The organism is Kineococcus glutinatus (assembly GCF_039542765.1).
GTDB lineage: Bacteria > Actinomycetota > Actinomycetes > Actinomycetales > Kineococcaceae > Kineococcus_A > Kineococcus_A glutinatus.
This window is the reverse complement of record NZ_BAABIL010000087.1, coordinates 1-5,081: the sequence shown is the minus strand read 5'-3', so window position 1 is coordinate 5,081 and position 5,081 is coordinate 1. Positions and strand designations below refer to the sequence as shown.

General features: G+C 74.2%; 5 protein-coding genes. 4 read left to right on the top strand and 1 reads right to left on the bottom strand.

Features of this window, described 5'->3' with window-relative positions; translation table 11 throughout:
• A partial coding sequence (locus ABEB16_RS04125) for a helix-turn-helix domain-containing protein (RefSeq protein ID WP_345711000.1) occupies positions 1–425 on the bottom strand: 425 nt, incomplete at its 3' end.
• Positions 426–519: 94 nt separating this feature from the next.
• Here ABEB16_RS04125 and leuC point away from each other — a divergent pair.
• The 4 genes from leuC to murA form a co-directional block, all read left to right on the top strand.
• A complete protein-coding gene (gene leuC / locus ABEB16_RS04120; RefSeq protein ID WP_345710999.1) occupies positions 520–1,971 on the top strand; it encodes a 3-isopropylmalate dehydratase large subunit in 1,452 nt (483 codons plus the stop codon).
• Positions 1,972–1,995: 24 nt separating this feature from the next.
• Positions 1,996–2,595: a 3-isopropylmalate dehydratase small subunit gene (leuD, locus tag ABEB16_RS04115; protein ID WP_345710998.1), complete on the top strand. Its 600-nt coding sequence runs from the start codon at positions 1,996–1,998 to the stop codon at positions 2,593–2,595.
• Positions 2,596–2,942: 347 nt separating this feature from the next.
• A complete protein-coding gene (locus tag ABEB16_RS04110) occupies positions 2,943–3,707 on the top strand; it encodes an HU family DNA-binding protein (RefSeq protein WP_345710997.1) in 765 nt (254 codons plus the stop codon).
• 112 nt (positions 3,708–3,819) lie between these two features.
• The coding region (gene murA / locus ABEB16_RS04105) for a UDP-N-acetylglucosamine 1-carboxyvinyltransferase (protein WP_345710996.1) at positions 3,820–5,081 on the top strand (1,262 nt) is incomplete at its 3' end.

Genomic DNA, 5,081 nt, shown 5'->3' with positions numbered 1-5,081 from the left:
AGGACCTGGGCCGCGGAGCCGGCGAGCATGGTCATCGACGAGCCCACGGGCACGGTGTCGCGCAGCCCGTGCAGCCGCTCGGCGGCGGCGATGCAGATGCGGTGCTCGCCGTTGCGCCGGTAGAGCTGCGCGCTCTCGCCCGTGCCGTCGCGCAGCTGGGTCAGCACGGGCCCGGCCGCGGCGACGAGGCGGTCCTCGCCGGCGGCGGCGGCCAGCTCGGCGTGCCGGGCGCCGAGGACGAAGCGGCCCCGCAGGTCGCGCGCGACGAGCCGGTGGTGCTCCAGGGCGACGGCGAGGCGGTGGGCGGTGGGGCGCGCCAGGCCGGTCGCGGCCACCAGCTGCGCGAGGGTCGCGGGACCGGCCTCCAGGGCGGTGAGCACCACGACGGCCTTGTCGAGCACGCCGACTCCGCTAGACTTGTCCACGTAGCGATACTGGCGTCTCAGTTTCTGAGATGCAAGGCCGAGGGGCGGGTATCCGGCGGAACGCCGGACCGGCACGACGCAGTGGGAGGAAGCGATGGGTCGCACGCTGGCCGAGAAGGTGTGGGACGCGCACGTCGTCCGCCGCGGGGAGGGCGCCGAGCCGGACCTGCTCTACATCGACCTGCACCTGCTCCACGAGGTCACCAGCCCCCAGGCCTTCGAGGGCCTGCGCCTGGCCGGTCGCGGCATCCGCCGCCTCGACCTGACCATCGCGACGGAGGACCACAACACCCCGACGCTGGACATCGACAAGCCGATCGCCGACCGCACCTCGCGGGTGCAGATCGAGACGCTGCGGCGCAACTGCGCCGAGTTCGGCGTGCGCATCCACTCCCTGGGCGACGCCGAGCAGGGCATCGTCCACGTCGTCGGGCCGCAGCTCGGCCTCACCCAGCCCGGGACGACCGTGGTGTGCGGTGACTCGCACACCTCCACCCACGGCGCGTTCGGGGCGCTGGCGTTCGGCATCGGCACCAGCGAGGTCGAGCACGTCATGGCCACCCAGACGCTGCCGCTGAAGCCGTTCAAGACGATGGCGATCACCGTCAACGGCAGGCTGAAGCCGGGCACCACGGCCAAGGACGTCATCCTCGCCGTCATCGCCCGCATCGGCACCGGCGGCGGGCAGGGCTACGTCCTGGAGTACCGCGGCGAGGCGATCCGCGCCCTCTCCATGGAGGGCCGCATGACGATCTGCAACATGTCCATCGAGGCGGGTGCGCGCGCCGGGATGATCGCCCCGGACGACACCACGTTCGAGTACCTGAGGGGCCGCCCGCACGCCCCGCAGGGCGCGGACTGGGACGCCGCCGTGGCCGAGTGGCGCACCCTCGCCACCGACCCCGACGCCGAGTTCGACACCGAGGTCGTGCTGCAGGGCGAGGAGATCGAGCCGTTCGTCACGTGGGGCACCAACCCCGGCCAGGGCGTCCCGCTGTCCGCCAGCGTGCCCGCGCCCGCCGGGATCGCCGACGCCGGGGCCCGCTCCGCCGCCGAGCGCGCCCTGGCCTACATGGGCCTGGAACCCGGCACGCCGATGCGCGACATCGCCGTCGACACCGTCTTCCTCGGTTCCTGCACCAACGGGCGCATCGAGGACCTGCGCGCGGCGGCCGACGTCGTCCGCGGCCGCCGCAAGGCCGAGGGCGTCCGCGTCCTCGTCGTCCCCGGCTCCGCCCGGGTCCGCCTGCAGGCCGAGGCCGAGGGCCTGGACCGGGTCTTCGCCGACTTCGGCGCGGAGTGGCGCTTCGCGGGCTGCTCGATGTGCCTGGGCATGAACCCCGACCAGCTCGCGCCCGGCGAGCGCGCCGCCTCCACCTCCAACCGCAACTTCGAGGGCCGGCAGGGCAAGGGCGGGCGCACCCACCTGGTGTCCCCGCTGGTGGCCGCGGCGACGGCGGTGCGCGGCACGCTCTCCTCCCCCGCGGACCTGCCGCCGCTCGGCGCGGAGCAGGCCGCCGCCCCCGTCCCGCAGCCCGTGGCCTGACCCGACCCGTCCCAGGAGCCGTCCGTGGAGAAGTTCACCGTCCACCGCGGTGTGGGCGTCCCGCTGCGCCGCAGCGACGTCGACACCGACCAGATCATCCCCGCCGTCTACCTCAAGCGGGTCTCCCGCACCGGCTTCGAGGACGCCCTCTTCGCCGCGTGGCGCGGCGATGCGGACTTCGTCCTCAACCAGGAGGCGTACCGCAACGGCTCGGTCCTCGTGGCCGGCAACGACTTCGGCACCGGTTCCTCCCGCGAGCACGCGGTGTGGGCGCTGAAGGACTACGGCTTCCGGGTGGTGCTCGCCCCCCGGTTCGCCGACATCTTCCGCGGCAACTCCGGCAAGCAGGGCCTGCTGACCGGTGTGGTGGCGCAGGAGGACGTCGAGAAGCTCTGGGCCGCGCTGGAGGCGCAGCCCGGCGTGGAGGTGACCGTCGACCTCGTCGAGCGCACCGCGAGCGTCGGCGACCTCGTCGTGTCCTTCGAGATCGACGACTACGTCCGCTGGCGCCTCATGGAGGGCCTCGACGACATCGGCCTGACCCTGCGCCACGAGGCCGACGTCACGGCCTTCGAGCAGCGCCGGCCCTCCTTCAAGCCGACCACGCTGCCCGCGCGGACCTGAGCCGCCGCGGGCGGCTCCCGCGCGCGACCTCCTCTCCCCGGACCCCCGGGCGGCCCGCCGCCCGGGGGTCCGTCGCGCGCGCGACCCGTCGCGGTGCCGCGCGCAACCCGTTGCGGTGCAACGCGTCCCCGGCGGGCGACGCGCCCGGGCCGGTGGTGGTCCCCGCGCCCGCCGCGCCGGCCGCGCGCGGCCGCGCTGGGTCACTCCGACTGCGGCGCAACGACTCCCGCGAAACGATGCGGTGGACGCCGGTGATCGCGCGACGTACGGTTGCCCCACGTCCGGGTCCGCTCGGGCCGGTCGGGAGCAGTTCGCGACCCAGAGCAGTCCGCGACGAGGAGGACACCGTGAACAAGGCCCAGCTGGTCGAGGCGCTCGAGGAGCGCCTGGGTGGCCGCAAGGCCGCCACCGACGCCGTCGAGGCGATCGTCGAGACGATCACGTTGACCGTCGCCCGCGGTGACAAGGTCGCCATCTCCGGCTTCGGCACGTTCGAGAAGCAGGCGCGCAACGCCCGCACGGGGCGCAACCCGCGCACCGGCGAGGCCGTGAAGATCAAGAAGACGTCCGTGCCGCGGTTCCGCCCCGGCACGGCGTTCAAGGAGGTCGTCTCCGACGCCAAGGCGCTGCGCGCCCTGCAGGCGAGCCTGAAGGAGCGCGGCGGCGCGGGTGCGACGACCGCGCGCAGCCGCACCGCCGCCGCGGCGGAGGCGCCCGCCAGGACCGCCGCCTCCCGCCAGAGCACCGGCCGCACGAGCGCCGCCACGACCGCCGCCGCGGCCAGCGCCGCGGCCACCAAGGCGGCCCCGGCCAAGGCCACCACGAGGGCCGCCGCGACCAAGGCGGCGCCCGCCAAGGCCGCAGCGACGAAGGCCGCAGCGACGAAGGCCGCAGCGACGAAGGCCGCCGCGACGAAGACCGCGGCGACGAAGACCGCGGCGACGAAGACCGCGGCGACGAGGACCGCAGCGGCCGAGGCGCCCGCGGCCAAGGCCGCCACCAGGGCCGCGGCCACCAAGGCGGCCCCGGCCAAGGCCACCACGAGGGCCGCCGCGACCAAGACCTCCACCGCGACGGCGGGCACCGCTCGTCGCGCGGCGAAGAAATCCTGAAGTACCGTTCCCGCCGGACCGTGCGGTCCGGCCCCCGCTGCACAGCCGCGCGCTCGACACGCCGAGCGCGCGGCTGCCGCGGGGAGGGTGGGAACGGGAAGAGGATGTGGACATGGCAGACGTGCTGACGGTGCGCGGCGGGATCCCCCTGCGGGGGTCGCTGCAGGTGCGGGGGGCGAAGAACTTCGTCTCCAAGGCGATGGTCGCCGCGCTGCTCGGCGAGGAGCCCAGCCGCCTCAGCAACGTGCCCGACATCCGCGACGTGGCGGTCGTCACCCGCCTCATGGAGCTGCACGGCGTCTCCGTCACGAACGACGGCAACGGCGAGCTGCTCCTGGACCCCAGCAACGTCGAGAGCGCCCGGATGGCGGACATCGACGCCCACGCCGGCGCCAGCCGCATCCCGATCCTGCTGTGCGGCCCCCTGGTGCACCGCCTGGGCGAGGCGTTCATCCCCGACCTCGGCGGCTGCCGCATCGGCGACCGGCCCATCAACTACCACCTCGACGTGCTGCGGGCCTTCGGCGCCGTCGTGGAGAAGCAGCCCCTCGGCATCCGCCTCACCGCCCCCGAGGGCCTGCGCGGCACCCACGTCGAGCTGCCCTACCCCAGCGTCGGCGCCACCGAGCAGGTCCTGCTCACCGCGGTGCGCGCCAAGGGCGTCACGGAGCTGCGCAACGCCGCGATCGAGCCCGAGATCATGGACCTGATCGCGGTGCTGCAGAAGATGGGCGCCGTCATCAGCGTCGACACCGACCGCGTCATCCGCATCGAGGGCGTCGACCGGCTCACCGGGTTCAAGCACCGCGCCCTGTCCGACCGCATCGAGGCCGCCTCCTGGGCCTGCGCCGCCCTGGCCACCCACGGCGACATCTACGTCGAGGGCGCCAGCCAGCCCGAGATGATGACGTTCCTCAACGTGTTCCGGAAGGTCGGCGGCGCCTTCGACATCGACGAGAACGGCATCCGCTTCTGGCACCCCGGCGGCGACTTGAACTCCATCGTCCTGGAGACCGACGTCCACCCGGGCTTCATGACCGACTGGCAGCAGCCGCTGGTGGTGGCCCTCACGCAGGCCAGCGGGCTGTCCATCGTCCACGAGACGGTGTACGAGAACCGGTTCGGGTTCACCGACGCCCTGCGCGAGATGGGCGCCGTCATCCAGGTCTACGAGGAGTGCCTCGGCGGGCGGCCGTGCCGCTTCGGGGCGCGCAACTTCCGCCACTCCGCCGTCATCTCCGGCCCCGCCAAGCTGCGCGGCGCCGACATCGCCGTGCCGGACCTGCGCGGGGGGTTCAGCCACCTCATCGCCGCCCTGGCCGCGGAGGGCACCTCCCGCGTCTACGGCATCGACCTCATCGACCGCGGCTACGA

Coding starts and splice junctions, on each gene's coding strand:
- leuC (WP_345710999.1), top strand. CDS start 520: ATGGGTCGCACGCTGGCCGAGAAGGTGTGGGACGCGCACGTCGTCCGC.